Source organism: Humibacter ginsengisoli (assembly GCF_054780095.1).
On record NZ_BAAGWZ010000001.1, the window covers coordinates 48789 to 68913 of the forward strand.

1 protein-coding gene (running past one end of the window) is annotated in these 20125 nt (G+C 70.4%); it reads left to right on the forward strand.

Annotated elements, in window-relative coordinates; all coding sequences use genetic code 11:
• On the forward strand, nt 1–20125 hold the 5' portion of the coding sequence (locus ACYVI5_RS00200; RefSeq protein ID WP_460578484.1) for a beta strand repeat-containing protein. 18041 nt of this gene lie beyond the right edge of the window; 20125 of the gene's 38166 nt are visible here — the first part of the coding sequence; the start codon lies at nt 1–3; the stop codon falls past the right edge of the window.

Genomic DNA, 20125 nt, shown 5'->3' on the forward strand with positions numbered 1-20125 from the left:
TTGCGTCTGTGGAGCGCGTCGAGTGGCGTAGCGCAGCCGACCAGGTCGGTTGTGCTCGGCCTCGTCGCGACTCTCGCAGCCTGGGTGACCGCGGCCGGGATGCTCTACCCGACCATGGCGGCTGCCGCATCGGAACCCACACCAACGGCGGTGCCCCAATCCGTCCCCGCGGTGCAGTCGCAGCAGCAGCTACCGGCCCAGGTGCCACTGCGAAGCGAGCCCGCCGTCGTCATCGCCGTCAGCCCTGCAGAAGCGAGTGCGCGACTGCAGGAACTCCTCGCCGCTGAGACGAAGCAACTGCAACAGCAGCGCGCCGCACTCGCCGCCCAACAGGCCGTCGTCACGCTGACTCCCCAGCAGCTCGCACTGCTGCAGGCCCAGCAGGACGCGCAGCAGCAGGCCGCGGCGGCCCAGCAGCAGGCGCAGCAAGAACTCAGCAGTGCACTCCAGCAGCTCGCTCAGGCGCTGTCGCACGGCACCGGCAACTGCACCACCGTCGCCGGCACGGCCGGCCAGCAGGCGTCGATCTCCTGCCCGGTGGACACCACGCCTACGACCACATCGACCGGTGGCCAGAACACGGGAACCGGCACCGGCAGTGGAAACTCGACCACGGGTACTGGCGCCGGTAACGGGACCTCGACCACGGGTGGCACCGGCACCGGAGCTTCGACCACGGGCGGCTCCGGCGCTGGCACGAGCGGCGGCTCCGGCACGCCGGACTCGTCCGGAACAGCGGGAACGTCCAATGGGACGACCACGAGCAGCGACGGTACGGGAACAGGGACGGGGTCGGACACCACCGCATCGGACACGGGCACTCCGCAGAACCTCGATGCGGCCGCAGCTCCCGCTACCCCGGTCACGGGCGCGCCTCTCACGCAGAGCCAGCTCAACGCAGCGCTCGCAGAAGCCGAGGCCGACTGGCGGTCGGTCGGCGCTGACCCCAGCGGCGTCACCGCCTCGATCGGGGACCTCGGCGGGCTCACCCTCGGGCAGACGACGGGCACGAGCATCGTCATCGACCCAACCGCTGCCGACTGGGGCTGGGACGTCGACTACCCGGCCGATCCCGCCTCGCAGCACATGAGCCTCGTCACCGTCGTCCGCCATGAGCTCGGGCATGCGCTCGGACTGGATCACACGGCGACCGGGCTGATGGCCGAGACTCTCGCAGCGGGCGAGGTCAAGGGCGTCGACAGCGCTCCCGAGCTTCCCGCCCCGCCTGCCCCAGCAACACCAGCCCCCGCGCAGCCCGCCCCGGCGCCACCGGCCCCCGCGCCCGCCGGATCCACGCCGCCGACGCCAGCGGCATCCACGCCGCCTGCGCCATCGCCGGCATCCACGACGCCCGCCCCGACTCCGACGGACTCCGGCGCCGCTTCGGCGCCGGCAGACACGGCGTCGACGGGCGATCAGGGCGGAAACACACCAACCCAGACGAACGCGCCAGCGGAGGCATCCTCGCCGAAGGCGAACCTCAGCGGGTTCGCCGCCGACGCGATGGCGCCGGCCGTCGCGACCCCGCAGTGGAGCGTGGCCGAGGGAACAGCGACCCTCGCGAACTCCGACGGCTCGCCGCTCGTCGGAACGCTCGGCTACGTGAGCGGGTCGAACAGCGTGACGTTCACAACGGAATCCGGTCAGGTCGCGACCCTGTCGCTCGATGGTGTGACCGCACTGGCGATCCGCGGCGGAAACGGCGACGACAACGTGACCGTCAGCATCTCGGGCGCTCCCACCGCTGTTCCGCTCAGCTTCGACGGTGGCGCCGGCGCAGACACGCTCAGCCTTGCAGGGCCCGCCGCGACGACCGATTTCTCACAGCTCGACGACACGCTCGACATCGTCCGAGACGGGCTCAGCCTCACCGCGACGGGCGTCGAGAACGTCACGGACTCCGGCTCGGGAACGGTCGAGGTGACGACGGGCGGTACGGATGTCTCGCTCGATTCCTCGGGTACCGACGAGGTGACGGTGCACGGGCTCGACGGCGACGGCACGGTGACCATTGCGGCGCCGTCGGGTGAAGCGGTCATCGACGCCGGCTCGGGTTCGGTATCGGTCTCGGGCGATGTGAGCTGGTCGGGCTCGACCGGGCTCACTCTGCGCGGCCGTACGATCTCCGTCGCGGACGGCAGCACGATCGACCTCGGCGACGGCGACCTCGAACTCGCGGCATCCGATCATGGCGCTCCGGGCGCGACAGACGTGGACGCGTCCGTCGGCGTGACGGGAGCGACCCTGCGCGGGCACAACATCGTGCTCTCCGCGGACTCGTGGCTGAATCTCATCGTCGCCGCCGCGGCACAAGCCCAGGCGCAGGGCTCGTCGCACGCCCTCGTCGACGTCATCGACTCCGCGCTGCGCGCGCTCGGAGCCATCAGCCTGCTCTCTGCGTCGACGGCGAACGCCGAGGCGGACTCCGCATCTTCGGCAGGCCCGGCCAACGCCGAAGCCGACCTGGTGAGCACGGCGATCGCCCAGCTCATCGGCAACAGCACCGTCGATGCCTCCGGCACAGTGACGGTGCAGGCGACGAACGACGCCGCCGCTCGCGCCGATGCGGCGGGTTCCGCCGGCGGGGGAGTGAACGCCAGCGCGGGCCTGGACCGCCAGACTCTCGCGACGCTGGGCGGAGCTTCCGTCACGGCGGCAGGAGTCGATGTCTCCACCGCTGTCACCGGCGGGCTGTCGGCAGCGGCGACGACATCCGCAGCCGACGGCGCAACGGGGCAGCAACCCGGAGCACGCGCGACAGGGGTCACCCGTTCGACCACGAGCAGCGAACTCGACGGAGTCGTCGTGCTCGTCCCAGCGACCGGCGCCGAGTCCGGCCGTGTGGATGTCGTTTCTACAGCGAGCGGTACCAACGGGGTGACCGCGGCCACCGGCAGCGCCGCTCCCGCCGTCGCCGCCCTCGTCGTCGACGACTCCACGAGCAGCACGGTCGGCGACGGCACCCGGCTCGCGGGGGTCGGCGGACTCGGCGTGACGTCGACGACGGACGAGACCTCGGGCACGGATGCCACGGACTCGGCATCCGGCGGCGCCATCACCCTCTCGACGGTCTCGACGAACGCGCGCCTCGGCACCGGTCCGACCACGGGAGCAGCGAGCCTCGACGTGACGGCGACTCAGCAGGCGGATGCCGCGACGACAGCCTCCCGTGTCGCGGTGACCGATGCGACGCACACCACCACAGCAACGGCGGACCGCAGTCTCGACGTTGCCGGGCAGGCGACGGTCGCGGCGACCGGTGGCTCGAACACCAGCGCGCTGACGACGCCATGGGCGACGAGCCCCGAGGTGTCGGCAACGGTCGAGCTCGCGGCCCTGCGCGCCCTGGGAGACTCGCTCGCCGCGGCATCCTCCGCGCGCGGCGGTAGCGACACCGCGCTGCCCGAGCTCAGCACGGTGCCCGTGCGTTCGGTGGCGCTCGACGTCGCGGCGGTCACGACGAGCAGCACGTTGCCCGACGGCATCCTCGTCTACGCCGGCGGGCCGATCGGGGTTCCGGCGACCACGACGCTCACGGCCTCGGCGGCCGCCGGATCGTCCAGCGCCGGTGGCCACACCGCCGGCGATGCGGGCGACGCCGTCAACATCGTGCACGTCGGCACACAGGCCTATGCGGGCTCGGGCGTCGCGAGCGGCACCCGGCTCATCGTGAACGCCGGACGCGGCCCCCCAGGTACTGACGCGACCTCAGCCACGGCATCCAGCAACCCCGACAGCACCGCACTCAACCTCGTCACCTCGTCGACGACGGCCAGCCCCGCTCCCCAGTCGCAGGCGTTCCAGCCTCCTGCGGGATCGGTGCTCATCTCCGCCGCCACCGGCGGCACCGTGACGGCCGGCTCCGCCACCCTCACCTTCGCACCCGGCTCACTGCCCGCGGACGCGTGGATCTTGATCACGATCCGCCCCGCGACCTCTGCCGGAGTGCTCGCGCTCAGCGACATCTACCAGTTCCAGGCCTTCGACGCGGCGACCGGCGCACCAATCACCCAGTTCCGCATCGCGCCGCAGCTCAGCATCGGGGTCGGTGACCCGGGATCCGGTGGAAGCGCGCAGGATGCCACGATCTGGTACCTCGACCCGACCGCCGGTCCCGTCAGCATCGCGTCGACCACCGCGCCGGGCACCGTCTCCGCGGCCCTGCCGCACTTCAGCGAGTTCATCGCTGGGCTCAAGGCCACCGACCTGTTCACCGCGATCGCGGGTGCCCTTGCGAACTTCGGCAGCGTCCCGAACTTCTCCGAAAGCTACCCCGAACTCGGCGTCGGGGGTCTCATAGAGCTCACGGATGCGACCCTCGCGGCCAGCGGCCTGAGCGTCAGCATGGCCACCGGCGTGCCGCTCTTCACCGGCAGCATCACGATCTCGGCGCACAGCGTCACGTTCGGCGGCGACAGCAACGAGACGATCACCGGACCCACCCTCTCGTACACCCTGACGGGTCAGGCGGCGACGGCCGGCACCTTCACCATCGGGGCGACCGGCCTCGCGCTGCAACTCACCGGCGTGGCGAGCATCACGACCGGCGCCGTCGCCGTCACCGCCTCGCACGGCGCCGACGGCAGCAGCCAGGTCACGGTGTCCGCACAGGGCGTGACGCTGACGGCAGGCGATGCGGCCGGGGTGAACGTCGAGATCACCGGTGGCACGCTGGCGCTCGTCGTGAGGCAGGCGGATGCCGCTTCCGCCCCGCTCGTTGCCGTACAGGTCACCGGGAGCCTCAAGGTCAACGGGGTGCAGGACGTGACGTTCGGCCCCGCCACAGCGACCTTCACACGCAACGAGCTGACCGGTCTCGAAACGACCCCGATCACGGTGCCGACCACGACCGACGGCACGGGAACACCCGTGGTGCTCAGCCTGCCCGACGGTGCGAGCGGCTTCACGGCCGAGGGTGTGACCATCACGTCCGCGGCTGACAGCATCACCGCCGACATCGCCGTCGACGTGCAGGGCTCCACCGTCGTGCTCGGCCTCGCCAAGGTCACCGCCACCGTGGGCGGTGACGGCATCACGAACGGCTCCGGTGCACTCGTCGTCGCCGCAGGCGGCGTCGCCGGCACGTTCACCGGTACGGTCACGGTCTCGGGCACGGCGACCTCTGTGACCGCGCAGTTCAGCACCATCGCGGCGGGGATCGACCAAGCCATCCAGGTGGGCGGGCAGACGATCGAGGTCGAGTTCGCGGCGCCGGTGTTCCAGCTCGTCGTCACGGGCAAGCTCGACTTCGGCCCGGTGTCGATCGAGGGCACGATCAGCACCACCGTGCAGAACGGCATGGATGTCTTCGCCGGCACTGGTCTCACCGTGTTCGTCGGCGACGGACCGCTCGACCTGCCCAGCGGCGACCGCAACCCCGCGGCGAACGGCATCCTGCTCACGAATGCGACGATCGCCTTCGCGACCGACACGACCGGCGCCGAGGTCGCGATCGACGCGAGCGGAACCGTCAGCCTGCTCGGCATTCCGGATGTAGCGCTGTCGGGCACCGCCGAAGTGCGGTACAACACGTTCTCCTCGGCTCTCCATCTTCAGCTCCCGCTCGGCTCGGGCACGCAGGCACTCGACTTCACTGGAGCGGCAGGCGCGACGGTGACCGCCACCGGGGTCACGTTCTCGCTGCTCGGCACAACGTTCACCGGCGACATCACCGTCACAAGCGCTCCTGGCACCCTCACCGTCGCCGTCAGCAATCTCGCCGGATCGATAGCCGTCGGCGGCACGCCGTTGCTCGCGGCGAGCGGGCTCACCGGGTCGGTCACCTTCACCGCGGCCGGGGCGGCGACGACGGCACCGCTGACCGGTAGCGTCACCGCCACTCTGCCCGGCGCGACACTCACCGCTCAGGGCGGCTTCTCGCTCGCCTTCGACACCGGCACGAGCCCGTCGTTCGCGTTCACGGCGACGGATGCGGTGCTGACCGTCGACGGGGCGACGGCGAGCGGCACGATCGCGGTCACGCGCACAACCGAGGCGAGCGGCACCGTCACCGAACTCGGCATCAGCGGCGCGAAGGTCTCCCTCGGCGGTGCCGACAGCGATGGCGGACTCAGCCTCACGGGCGGCACGGGCCGGCTCACGATTGCACCGGACGGGGTCTCAGGCAGCTTCGCTGCGACGATCAGCGCGACCGCGGCATCCGGATCGTTCGGGCTCACCGGGGCCGTCGGCGTCACCGTCGACACGGCGAAGCAGCAGCTGGCCGTCACCGCCACCGGAGCGATGCTCACCATCGCCGGCCAGACGATCGCGGCCGACGTCTCGGTCGAGCACAGCCTCGACGCTGCCGGCAACGGCCAGCTCACCATCACGGTGGCGAACGCCGGGTTCGCGACCGCCGCCGTCACGCTCACGGGCATCGCGGGAACTCTCGTCGTGGCATCCGACGGCATCACGGGCTCCCTGTCGGGCGCGCTTCTCGTCGGTGTTCCGCAGGTGTCGGTCTCCGGCACGCTCAGCCTCAGCGTGAACACGACCTCGGCGGCGACGACGAAACTCGCGATCACGGGGACCGGTATCCAGCTCGATATTCTCGGCGAAACGCTCAGCGGCGACGTCTCGATCACGCAGAGCACGGCCGGAGCCGGCGGAGCGGCGACCACCACCATCGCCGTTTCGAAGCTCGACCTCGCACTCGGCGGCGGCGCACTGACCGTCGTCGACGGGTCGGCCACCGTCGTGCTCTCCGCCGGATCAGTCGAGAGCGTCACGGCCTCCGGTCAGGTCGCGCTCGACGTGCCAGGGGTGACGCTCTCCGGCGCGGCATCCGTCGGCCTGACGGGCACGAGCGGCAGCACTGCCCTCACCGTCTCGGTGTCCGATGCGACGCTGACGGCGGGTGGCCTCCAGCTGACCGCGGATGTCTCCATCACCGACGCCTCGGGATCGCTGACCGTCACCGTCTCCGACCCCTCGGCCCCCGCAGGCGGCATGGCGCCCCCGCTGCTCGACATCGCCGGCATCGTCACGATCGCGGGCGCCACCGGCACCCTCACCCTCGGTGCGGCAGGCGACTCGGGCTCGCTCGTGCTCACCGGTGTGCAGTTCACCGCGGGACCGCTCGACTTCAGCACCGGCACCTTCGCGATCGGTTTCTCAGACGGTCAGTTCTCGCTCTCGGTCACAGGCGGCGAACTCACCGTCGGATCGTTCGAGCTGCAGTCGGACTTCGCGATCACCCGGAGCAGCACCGGCACCGTGGTGGTCGGGTTCAGCGGGCTCACCGTGCTCTCGGGTGGCACGACGATCATCACGGGCGGCACCGGCGCGCTCGCCGTGATCCCCGCCACGACGGGCGCGACGCCGACGAGCGGCGGCATCGCCGGCGACTTCACCGGCACACTGACGGCCGCGGAACCCGGTGTCTCGGCGGGCGGCACCGTCGACGTGCGCGTCAACACCACGCTCCAGACCGTAGACACCTCCATCGTCGTCGGCGGCACCACCGTTCCGATCAGCTTCCCGGACCCCGCCGGTGCGGTCGTCTTCGACTTCGCGATCTCCAACCTGACGCTGCAGATCAGCGACGACGTCACCGTCAAGGGCAGCTTCGAGTTCGGCACTGCCACGGTCGTTGGCCTCACGAGCGCTGAGGTCGTCGCGGGGCAGGGCCTGCAGATCTTCGTCGGCCGAGGCCCCGCGTTCCTCGACGACGGGTCGATCAGCCCGAACGCGGTCGGCGTGCTCGTCACCGGTGCCACCATCGGCATCGTCGAGGGGCAGAACGCACAGGGCACCAAGGTCTTCGCGGTCTCGGCGACCGGCACGATCTCGCTGATCGGCGTGAGCGGCGTCACGATCACGGGCACGGCGACGGCGAGCGTCAACACGACGGGTCTGCCGATCGACCAGGCCATCACGATCCCTGGCAGCACCGCCGATCCGGTTCAGGTGACCTTCGCCGACGGATCGATGCTCACCCAGGTCTCCATAACCGGTGCCACCATCGCGGTGCTGGGCCAGACGCTCTCCGGCGACCTCACGATCACGTCGTCGAGCGACGGGCTGACCGTCTCGGTGAAGAACGCGAGCGTCGCACTCGGTGGCGTCGCGTCGCTGAGCGACGGATCCGGCGAGATCTCGATCACCTCGGCAGGCGTCGCCGCCCACCTCACCGGCACCTTCGCCGTGAGCATCTCCCCGAGCATCCAGTTCGACGCCAGCAAGCTCGCCGTCGAGGTCAACACCACAGCGGCCACCGTGACGCTGCCGAGTGGCACCGTCGTACCGGCCGGACCGTTCGTGCGCGTCGACGCCGTCGGGCTGAGCGTCACCGTTCTGGGCCAGTCGATCACGGCCGACGTCGCGATTCAACGGGCGACGGATGCCGCGGGCAACGCCGTCACCACGATCGGCCTGTCGAACGCGAAGGTCAGCGTCGGCAGCGGCGACGTCACCGACCCGACATCGGGCGCGATCGGCGTCGGCCTCTCCGGCGGGCACGGCGTCCTCGTGATCGGGTCTTCGGGCGTCGCCGGAACCCTCTCCGGCACCGTGACGGTCGCGCTTCCCGCCAGTGTCACGGCCAGCAGCGCGCTCACCCTCGCGATCAACACCGGCACCGCCGCCGTCAGCGAAACGGTCAGCGTGGGCGGGCAGGATGTCACGGTCGATGTTCCCGGCGGCCCGTACGTGCGCTTCGAGGCCGACGACTTCGCACTGACCGTGCTCGGCCAGACGCTCAGCGGTGACTTCGCCTTCGACGAAGTTCCCGTCACGTCGACCGTCGACGGCACGACGACGAGCGGCGAGGATGTGCGCATCGCGGCATCCGACGTGTCGCTCGACCTCGGCGGCATCGCCAGCCTCACCGGCGGAGCCCTGCTGCTGGTGCTCACGCCCGACGGCGTCGCCGGCAGCGTCTCGGGCACGGTCGCGCTCACGATCCCCGACGTGTCGGTCTCTGGCACGATCGGCGCGCAGGTCAACACCACGGATGCTGCGGTGAACGAGACCTTCACGGTCGCCGGGGTGCCGACGACGCTCACGCTCACCAAGGGTCCGTTCCTGCAGCTGACCGGGAAGGGACTCCAGCTCTCGATCCTCGGCCAGACGCTGTCCGGAGACCTCACGATCACCGAGTCGACGGCGCCGGGGCCAGACGGAACCGCTGGAACCGCCGACGACGTGCCGACGGTGACCGTCGCCGCCCAGAACCTCGTGCTGTCGCTCGGCTCGGCGGCGACGTTCACGCAATCCGGCGACGGCCAGTTCACGATCACGGCCGCGGGCGTCACAGGCAGCATCGCCGTCACGGCGGCGATCGCGGTCCCCGGCGTGACGCTCACGGGCACGATCGCCCTCGACGTCGACACCGCAACGGGCACACTCCAGGTCAGCGGCACGGGCGTCGCCCTCACGGTGCTCGGTCAGACACTGACGGGCAACATCGTGGTCACCCGGAACAACTCGGCCGCGGGGCCCGTCACCACCGTCGCGGTCAGCGACGTGTCTCTGAGCTTCGGCGACATGGCATCCGTCACGGGCGGAAGCGGTCTGCTCGTGATCGCGAAGGGCGGCATCGCCGGAACCATGAGCGCGCAGCTCTCCTTCGGTGCGGGCTCGCCGTTCGACCTCGAGGGCGCGGTGTCGCTCGCGGTGAACACCTTCGCGACGGCGCAGACCGCCGACGTGCAGCTCGCGGGTCAGGATGTCTCACTGAATCTCCCAGCGGGCCCGTACGTCGAGCTCAGCGGCACCGGCATCATCGCGCGGCTCGCCGGCCAGAAGGTCAGCGGCGACTTCACCGTCACCCAGCAGGCCGGCACCGTTCACATCGCGGCGAAGAATGTGACCGTGCTGCTCGGCACCACCTCGACTGAGCTGCTGCGGCTCACGAACGGCTCGGCCGACGTCACCATCGGCACGGTCATCGTGACGAACTCCGACCAGACGACCAGCACCGTGAGCGACGCGCTGGTCGGCAGCGTCACCGGAACCGTCGCGCTCGTGAACGTGCCGAGCGTCACCCTCGGGGGCACCTTCTCGGTGATGTTCGACACGACCGCCGTGTCGCCGGACCCGACGGTGACGGTGACCGGCACGAACGTGACGCTGGGCGTTGCCGGGCAGACGCTTTCGGCGGCGTCGATCTCGTTCAGTTCGGGCGCCGCGGGCGTCGCGGTCTCGATCTCGGGTGGAGAGCTCGACTTCACGGCCGGTGGCACCCCGCTCGTGAGCGCGGACGACCTGAACGGCTCGTTCACGCTCGTCCCCTCACAGGGCGCCGACACGGCCACGACCGCAGATGACGTGGCCGGCGGTGTGTTCGGCGAGATCTCCGGGAAGGTCGCCGTCGACGTGCCCGGCGTCTCGTTCCTCGGATCGCTCATGGTCGAGCTGAACACGACGGGCACATCGCAGTCCGTCGTGACCGATTCCAGCACCACCCCGCCGACCACGGTCGACCTCGACCCCGGCACCGTGCAACTCAGCGGCACAGGCGTGCAACTCGACATCGCGGGCCAGACGATCGGCGGCGACTTCACGGTGAAGGTGTCCACCGCGAGCGGCTCGACCTCGGTGCTGATCGGCGTGACGAACATGACGCTGACCATCGGCTCGTTCGTGCACATCGACTCGACCTTCGGCTGGGGAGGCACCGTTCTCGTCACGAGCGCCGGCGTTGCCGCGCACCTGACGGGAGATCTGACCAATGCCGCGAACCAGAGCATCTTCGCCCTGCCCAGCGGCATCACGCTCGGCGGCAGCATCGCCCTGGACATCAACACCGGCGTCGCGGCCGTCGATGTCACCACTCCCGTCACGCTGAAGGAGGCCGCCGGGCCGCTGTTCAGTCTCTCGCTCACGAACGCGTCGCTCTCCGTCGACAGCGCGTTCACGTTCAAGGGCTCGTTCGCCGTGCAGCGCGGCGGGGGCTCATCGTTCAGCGCGGTCGCCGGATTCTCGACGACTCCGAGCAACGCCGTCGCCGTCGGTGACGTCAACGGCGACGGCACGCCCGACATCGTGACGGCGACCGCTGCAGGCATCCAGGTCCTGCTCGGCACGGCCACGCCGAGCGCGAGCGGAGGCCCGGATGCCCTCAGCTACACGCAGACGACGGTGACGCTGCCGAGCGCCGTGGCCACCGAGAACGTGGCATCCATCGTCATCGCCGACGTCGACGGCGACGGCCTGCCCGACCTGCTGCTCGTCGGAGACAAGACCGCCGTGCTGCGCAACCTCGGCACGACACCCGCCAACCCGGCCGTCCCCGGGTCGAAGGCGACCTGGAACGGTTTCGCCGACACGCCCGACACCACCGGAACCGGATCGACCACGCTCGCCACGCCGGGCGCGACGACGGCCGCCGTCGGCGACCTCACCGGAGACGGCATCGTCGACGTCGTCGTCGGCGGTCCGACGCTGGCCGTCGAGGTGTTCGCGGGTGTCGGCGCGAAGACCGCGTGGTCCGGCTTCGGCCCGACAGCGGCCAGCACGTCGGGCTTCTCGGCACCCGATGCGACCGCCATCGCCCTCGTGGACATCGACCGCGACTCGCACCTCGACGTGTTCATCGGCAACTCCGACGCGGCATCCACCGGCGACAGCGTGGCGATGAACCTCGGCGACACGCTCACGACGACGAACGGGGTCACCACCAGCACATGGAAGGGACTGAAGGCCGCCGCAGCCTTCGCCGCTCCGGGGCACAGCGCATCCGTCGTCGTCGGCGACGTCAACGGAGACGGGCTGCCCGACGTGATCGGAGCGCAGCTCGGCACGGCCCCTGTCGTCTACCTGGGCGTGGCCGCGGTGGCCGCCAACAGCTCCGCCACTCCTCCCGTCGCGGCGGTTCCGGCGCACCTCGGCGAGCCGGTCGCGCTCGCACCGGCGTTCGCGCTCGCGTCGCACTACGGGCTCGCCCTCGGGGACACCGACGGCGACGGCCACACCGATCTCGTCCTCACCGAGACCGGCGCCGGCGCCGACACCACAGGCACCTTCGTCTTCCGCAACCTGGGCAGCGCCGGCTCCGGCACCCCGTTCGACACCGGTACCCGCCTGTCGACCGTCGGCGGAAACGGGGCGGTCGTCGCCAACGTGGACACCGACACCGATGCGGACCTCGTGCTGTCAGGGACCAGCGGGCCGCAGGTTCTGCAGCAGGTGGCATCCACCCAGACCCTGATCGGGATGTCGGGCGTCACCGTCTCGCTCGGCGCGGCCGGGTCCACGACCTCCGGAGCCGCCCTGACGCTGAACGACGTCACCGGCGCGTTCGAGATCGTCTCGCCGACGACGGCGGGCGGCACCGACGGAGGCGTCGCCGGCAGCTTCTCGGGGTCGGTGGACGCCAGCTCGAGCGGATTCACCGCCTCGGCGAGCGCATCCGTCATGTTCAACAGCTCGCAGCAGCCGATCGACACATCGATCACCGTTGCGGGCACGGTGATCGCTCTGCACTTCACCTCCCCTGACCAGGTGGCGACCGTGGCGAACGGCACGGTGACCCCGTTCGTGTCGGCGACCGTCACCGCCAGCGTTGTCATCGACAACGTCGTTCAGATCATCGGCACCGTCGGGGCGTCCAGCGGCGGAACGGTGACGCTCTCGAATTCGACGGTGTTCATCGGCTCAGGACCGGCCTTCCTCGACGCGGGCAACTCCGTGCCCAACCCGAGCGCCGTCGGACTGCTGCTCACGGATGTCAACGGCACCTTCAGCTCGGACCACTCCGCGATCCAGGCGAGCGGCAACGTCGCCCTCGTGGGCATCTCCGGCGTCACGCTGAGCGGCACGCTGGATGTCGACGTCACGGGCGGCGTGCTGAACGTCGTCGGCGACCTCGACTTCGGGGTGTCCGGCCTCGCCCTCACCGGTGCATTCGGGTTCACGTTCGATTCCGCGACGAGCACCTTCGCGGTGAAGCTCGGCTCGGACATCACGCCGATCAGCCCGCCGTCCGGGTCGGATGAGGTCGCGGTCACGGCCGACGACGTGAAGTTCAGTGTCGCGGCGGGAACGTTCGCGCTCGACGTGGACATCTCGCACGGGTCGATCACCGTCTCGAAAGCCGGCGTCGTCGTGGATGTCGCTGCCGGTGTCACCCTGGGCGCGGGTGGTCCATCGGGCGTCGCACTGACCGTGCCGGCCGGCGACGCGAGCGTGCAGCTCAACACGACGGGCGCCGCGGCGACCGGATCGAACAACGACATCATCGCGGCGCACAGCGTACGCGTCGTGCTCGGCGTCGCGAACGCGGCGAACCCTGCGGATGCGACGAACCTCGCCCAGCTGGCGGTCGGCGGCGTGACGGTCTCCGGCGCGTTCGCGCTCGAGCGGGTGTCGGTCCCGCCGCCACCTGGCGCGGCACCGGGCGCGACGCCCTCGACCGAACTCGACGTCGCCGTGACCGACCTCTCCGTCACGCTCGGGCCGGTGAGCCTGACCGGCGGCACGGGCGCCCTGGTCGTCACGTCCGCCGGCATCGCCGCCCGCTTCTCCGGCACGGTCGCGATCGACCCGAGCGTCGGGATCACGCTCGGCGGCGCGGTCGGTTTCACGATCAACACGACCGGTGCAGCGGTGGACGCTCAGATCGACACCGGCGGGCTGACCCCGGTCCCGCTCAACATCCCGGCCGACGTCTCGGTCGAGTTCGACGGCACCGGCATCACGCTCGGCATCGCCGGCCAGTCGATCACGGCGGATGTCGCGGTCACGCAGACGACGAACGGCACGCCGCCGGTCACCACGACCACGGTCACCCTCAGCAACGTCAGCGCGAGCTTCGGCGGTGTCACGCCCATCGTCAGCCTCACGGACGGGGCGGGCACCTTCACCATCGCGACCGGTTCGCTGCCCACCGCGACGATCTCCGGCACGGTCGTGCTGAACGTGCCGTCGGTGACGCTCAGCGGCACCGTCGCGCTCTCCATCGCGCCCGACCCGGCGAACACCAGCGCGCTCCTCGTCAGCTTCACCGGCACGGGCCTGACTCTCACCGTTGCCGGCCAGGCGCTCACGATCGGAACTCTGACGGTGACGAAGTCGGGCGGCGACGTCAGCGTCGCCCTCACCGGCGGCAAGCTCGACCTCCCTGGAATCGCCGAGCTCGACTTCTCCGGCAACCTCGACGCCACCCCGGCCGGACTCGTTGGCGGGCTCACCGTCGACCTCGGCGGCGGGTCGCCCGACGGCACCGTGCAACTCGGTGACGCGAAGCTCAGCGGCCAGGTCGAGATCGAACTCAACACCGGCGCGACGGCCGCGACGTTCGACACCACGCCGGGCGACGACAGCACGGCCGTACGCCTGCCTGCCGGTCCCTTCTTCCAGGTCACCGTCACCGGAACAGACGGCGTCTCGCCCGCGACCGTCACCATCGGAGGAGCGACGCTCACCGCGTCGGTCCTCATCCAGCGCACCGGCTCGGGTGGCCAGGCCGAGACGGTCCTCGCGGTCACCGGCGGGTCGCTGACTCTCGGTGGCGACCAGCTCATGAGCGGCGTCGCGGGCCTCCTCGTGCTCGTTCCGGCCGCCGCCGGCGCTTCCGGCAGCCCGGGAGCCGCGGGCGGGCTCGCTGCGCAGCTCTCCGGCACCGTGAACCTTTCGAGCCTCCTGCCCTCCGACTTCCAGGTGTCCGGCAGCTTCGCCCTGTCCATCAACCGGGCGGCGCACGCGGTGAGCCAGTCCGTCACCGTCGGCGGCCAGACCGTCGCCCTCGACCTCCAGGCCGGACCGTTCCTGCGCGTCGAGGCCGACGACGTGGTCGTATCGATCGACGGCCAGAAGCTGACGGGGAACGTCGCGATCGAGCAAGCGACGACGCAGACCGGATCGGATGCCGCACAGACGCAGACCGTGATCGCCCTGTCGAACGTGGGGCTGAGCCTCGGCGGCGGCGTGCTCACCCTGAGCGACGGGCACGGAGCACTCGTGATCGCCCCGAATGGCGCCGCGGGTGTGGCCGGAACGGTCGGTGGCACCGTGGCGTTCCACGTTCCGGGTGTCACGCTCAGCGGCACGCTGCAACTGGCGATCAACACGACGGGCGCAGCGCAGACGGTCCCCGCGATCACCATCGACGGTCAGACCGCGGCGGCCACGACGGTCGCCGCCGGCGTCGCCGTCAGCGGCACCGGCATCTCGCTGACAATCGGCGGACAGCAGCTCAGCGGCGACTTCAGCTTCACCCAGGCCGGCGCCGGCGCATCCGCCACAACGACCATCACCGTGACCAACCTCTGCGCGTTCCTCGGCGCACCCGGCAGCACGGCAGTGGACTGCACGGCCGCCGACGCGGAGAGCGGTGCCGCAGGTGTCGAGCTCTCGACCACCGGCGACACGACGAGCACGATCGTGATCACCTCGGCGGGCGTCGCGGCCGACGCCCAGGTCTCCGTTGCTCTGATCGGCGTTGCCGGCATCACGTTCTCGGCGTCCGGCGAACTGCAGCTCAACACCACGAAGACGGCGACCACAGTCGGCGGGACCGCACTGCCGGCCGGTCCATTCGTCAAGGTCGTGGTCGGCGCAGGCACCCCGGCGACGCTGTCCATCGGCGACGTGGTCAGCCTCTCGGGCGAGTTCACCTTCGAGCAGTCAGCGACGCCGGGTGCGGATGGCACGCTCGGCACGAGCGACGACGGCACGACCCTCGAGATCAGCGCTGTCGACGTCACGGCGTTCGTCGGGCAACTCGGCAGCGACTCCGCCCTCCCGGCGGACGGTGGCACCGGGTTCTCACTCACGAACGGCACCGCGCTCCTGCTGCTCGGCGACGGCAGCTTCGCCGGGCACGTCTCGGCGGGTGCTTCGCTCGCGATCGGCGGGCGGATCGCCGCGAGCGTCCAGACCCTCAGCCTCGATCTCAACCAGGGCGCACAGGCCGTGTCGGAGGACATCCCCGTCGGCGACGGGACCATGCTGCTCTCGCTGCCGGCGGGACCGTACGTGAAGGTCGCCGCCACGGGGATCGCCATCAGCATCGCCGGGCAGAGCCTCTCCGGCGATGTCAGCATCACGAAGACCAGCGCCGGCCTCACGCTCGCGTTCGCGAACGTCGCAGCAGGCTTCGGCCCCGCGGGAGCGCCCGTCATCTCGCTGACGAACGGTGCAGGCGACTTCACCGTCGATGCCACCGGCGGCGTGTTCGGCGAGCTCACCGTGCAGCTCGCGTTCGATGTGCCCGACATCACGGCATCCGGCACCTTCGAGCTCAGCGTCAACACGACATCGCAGTCGCAGACGATCCAGAGCCTCAGCGACCCGACCACCACGGTGGACCTGCCGGTCGGCATCGAGATCGCCGGCACCGACGTCACGCTCGGCATCGCCGGGCAGACGCTGACCGGCGGATTCACGGTGACGAAGAGCGGCACGACCACCGCCATCGACCTCGAGAACATGGCGCTCGAGCTCGGCAACGGCACGGACACACTGCTCACCGTCACGCTGAACGGCACCGCCCAGCTCACCGGCGCCGGTATCGCCGCCGACATCGAGGGCACCGTCACGATCGGTGCCGCGCTGCAGGCATCCCTCGGCAGCACGCTGTCCTTCGGCCAGAACGGCCTCAGCGTCGACGTGGGCATCAACACCGAGGCAGCCGCGGTCACGCTGCCGAGCCCCACCGACCCGACGAAGACGGACACGCTGAACCCGGGGTCCATCACCGTGACCGCAGGGTCCTCGGCGAACCCCGACACGATCACGATCGCGGGTCAGACCGTGAGCGGCGTGTTCACGTTCCAGCAGCAGAAGACAACGGCAGGCGTCAAGGTCGTCACCGTCGGATTCGACCAGCTGAGCATCACGCTCGGTGCCGGTGGCACCGGCCTCACCGTGACGAACGGCTCTGGGGCCTTCGTCGTGCAGCCCGGCGGAGTCTCCGGCACGGCCACGGTCACCCTTGCGACGAACGGCCTGCCCGTCAGCATCTCCGGAACTCTCGCGCTGAACGTCAACACGAACTCCGCGGCGGTGAACCAGACCGTACTGGTCGCCGGCACCCCGGAGACGATCGACCTGCCCGCCGGGCCGTACCTCCAGCTCGAGGCCGACAACCTCGACCTCGCCTTCGCCGGCGTCGACCTGAACGGGAACTTCCTGTTCCAGAAGTCCACGGATGCCGCGGGCGCGACGCTCGTCACCGTCGCCATGTCGGGCATCTCGCTGTACGACAACTGCACAGGAACGACCGCGTCGACCTGTGACGCGACCCCGATCGTCAGCGACCTCGTCGGCGCCCTCGTCTTCCTTCCGGCGACGAAGACGAGCACGTCGGGGTTCGCGGCCACACTGCAGGGCACCGCCGGCGCAGGGTTCAGCTTCGGCGGCATCCAGCTCTCGGCAGGCACCGTCGGTGTCACCGTCAACACGACGAACGCGGCCGTCGACGAGACCGTGTCGGTCGGAGGCGTGCAGGTGAGCATCGTGGCGGGCCCGGGCGGCACTCCGGCCTCGGACATCTCGATCGTCGCCGACGACGTCTCCTTCAACTTCGAGAACCTCCTCGAGATCGAGGGCAACTTCGCGATCGACGGCAGCGGAAACTTCGCCGGCACGAAGCTCAAGGTCTTCGTCGGCGAGGGGCCGGCACTGAACGCCGACAACACCACGAACCCCGACGCCGTGGGCCTGCTCATCACGAACGCGTCCGTCCTGTTCCACGAGACGAGCGGTGCGAGCTCGAGCTTCGCGATCCTCGTCACGGGCGACCTCGCTCTCGTCGGTCTCGACGGGCTCGGGATCGCCGGCACGGTCACCTTCCAGGTGAACACGGGCGCGACCGCCGTGTGCGTGACCGCTCCCGGCACCTCGGGGAGCTGCCCGGCCGCCACCGACGGCACCGCCGGCCTGGTGCAGCCCGACACGTTCAGCTTTGTCGCGACCGGCCTCGACATCTGGGTGCCGGGCATGCTCGACATCAGCGGCTCCCTCGCCGTCGCGCGGGAACCAGACGGCACCCTCGATCTCGCGGTCATCGGCGCTACCGTGTCGCTCGCCCTCGACAACACCGGCATCGCGCAGCTCTCCGGCTCGGCCGCGTTCTCGATCAGCCCGCAGAGCGGATTCCGGCTCAGCAGCTTCCAGGTGACGGGCTTCTCGCTCTTCCCGCAGTTCAGCAGCCTGACCTTCGGTCCCGGGGCCGCCTCGCCCGATGTGCAGGCATCCGCTTCCGCCCAGCTCGCAGCCCTTGACGCGGCAACCACCACGACCCCGCCGCTGCTGTTCCCGACGGCCGACCTCGCCAGCCCGATGAACGGCGCCGTCGTCACGGAGGGCGACCTGCGCAGTCCGCCGTCGGGCAGCGACTGCACGAACGGCGCCCCGTGCATCGAGGTCGCCTACAACGACCTCAACGGGTTCGGCTTCGACGACAGCCAGCTTGCGACAGCGCCGTTCACTGTGTTCCTCAACGGCAACCAGCTGTCCGGTACCCCGGGCTTCACCGTCGGCAAGGGCACGAAGGTGGCAGGCAAGGTCAACACGTGGGTGTACTCGGTGAGCGGGTTGCCCGCCGGCAGCGGAGCCCTCGTCGGCGTGTGGGAGGTGCACTTCACCGGCGGCGCCTTCCACGACACGCACGGCGCCAGCAACCTCGCAGGCGTCGACCGCTTCTACGTCGTCGCCCAGGCGGGCCAGCTGCCCGGCCCGATCGCACAGCTCATCGGCGGCGGCACGACGATGCGGCCCGCCGACCTCAACGCGCGCGGCTACCTCGACGTCACCTTCACGAGCCTCGACGGCACCCCGATCGATCCCGCCTCCATCACGGATGCCGGCCCCGAGTTCACCCTCGGCGGCACCGCTCTCGACGGCGTCGAGCTGGGCGCCGACGGTGTCGCGGGCGCCCCAGTCCTGCTCGGTGGCGCGCCGGTGCTCATCAGCGGCAAGGCGGGCACCTCCACGAGCCTCACCTACCGCTACTTCCTCGTCGACACCGACTCGACCGGCGCGACGCCGCTGTTCCAGCAGGGCACGCTGACCGTGAACTTCCTCGGCTCGATCACGAACGGGGTCGCGACCCCCGCCTGGACCACGCTCGGCGCTCCCGCGACGGGCATCCCGGTCGGCGACGACATTCCCGGCCAGAGCTCGACCATCACGCTCGACCCCGCTGCACCCGGCTCGACCACCGGTTCCGGCAACTTCAACCTCGGCCCGCTCACACTCAACGGACCGAGCATCGGCCTCGGCGACGTCGGGTTCAGCGACGGCAAGCTCGTCGTCACGGTCGTGCTGAACGTCAACGCGGCAACCTTGAACTTCGGTCAGGCCCCGCAGACGAGCTCGACCAGCGGAACCACCGCGGGTGCCACGAGCATGAAGCCGGCGCAGTCCGGCTCGGGCGTGAAGGTCGCGCTGACCGGGCTGTCCGGAAGCTTCGGTCTCTCGGTCGACGTGCTCGGGGCTCTGTCCGGCCATCTGAGCGTCGCGCCGACCGGCAAGTGGTCGATCACGGCGGCCGGGCTCACCGCGACGATCCCCGACGTCGTGACACTGTCGGCGCAGGGCATCCAGATTCAGTACGACCCGAACTTCGACCCGAAGACCGGTCATCAGAAGCTCGTGCAGATCAACACCGCCACGATCACGCTGCCGAAGCTCAACGTGACAGGCAAGCTCTCGCCGTTCGACACGAAGACGGGCGCCAACGTCGACCCGTCGACCATGCCGGCGCCCGACCCGGCGAGCACACCGAACCCGCTGCAGCCGGCCGCGGCATCCGACGCGACGATGATCCCCGGACTCGTCGTCTTCGACGACGGCTTCCAGATCGGCGAGGCATCGCTCACCTACGCGCCAGGACTGTCGCAGACCGGCGCTGGCACGCAGAACAACCTCGCCGCCACGCCCGGATCGGCGTCGTCCGACGGCGCCATCAACCTGTTCGGCATCCTGACCCTGAAGAGCCTCACCGTCGGCGTCGACAACCTGTCCGTTACCTTCGGCCAGGCGCCGGTCTTCACCGGCTCGATCTTCTTCGCGACGAGCGGCGCAACGCTCTTCCCGGGGCAGGCGGTCACGGCGACCTTGAGCGACAGCAACTCCGCGACCGATGTGAACCCCGATGGCACACCGAACACCGACGCACTGCGCGCGCAGATCGACTTCGGTGCAGACGGCACGGTCAAGGCGTTCCAGCTCGACG